The organism is Pseudomonas sp. SDO5215_S409, assembly GCF_054071325.1.
Window position 1 is genome coordinate 1 of record NZ_JBSVWN010000219.1, and the last position, 225, is coordinate 225.

1 protein-coding gene is annotated in these 225 nt (G+C 65.3%); it reads left to right on the top strand.

Features of this window, described 5'->3' with window-relative positions:
• On the top strand, nt 1–225 hold a 225-nt coding region (locus ACW9H9_RS28960), incomplete at both ends, for an AMP-binding protein (protein WP_457346758.1).

A 225-nucleotide genomic window follows, 5' to 3' on the forward strand; every position in this document is an offset into this window, starting at 1 on the left:
CGGTGACGCCGGACAACACGCCGATCGGCAAGGCCATCGCCAACACCCGTATGTATGTGCTGGATGCGCAGATGCAGCCGGTGCCGCTGGGCGTGGTGGGCGAGTTGTTCATCGGTGGCGTACAGGTGGCCCGTGGTTACTTGCACCGCCCGGAACTGACCGCCGAACGTTTCCTCAAGGACCCGTTCAGCGAGGGTCGGCTGTATCGCACCGGGGACATCGGGC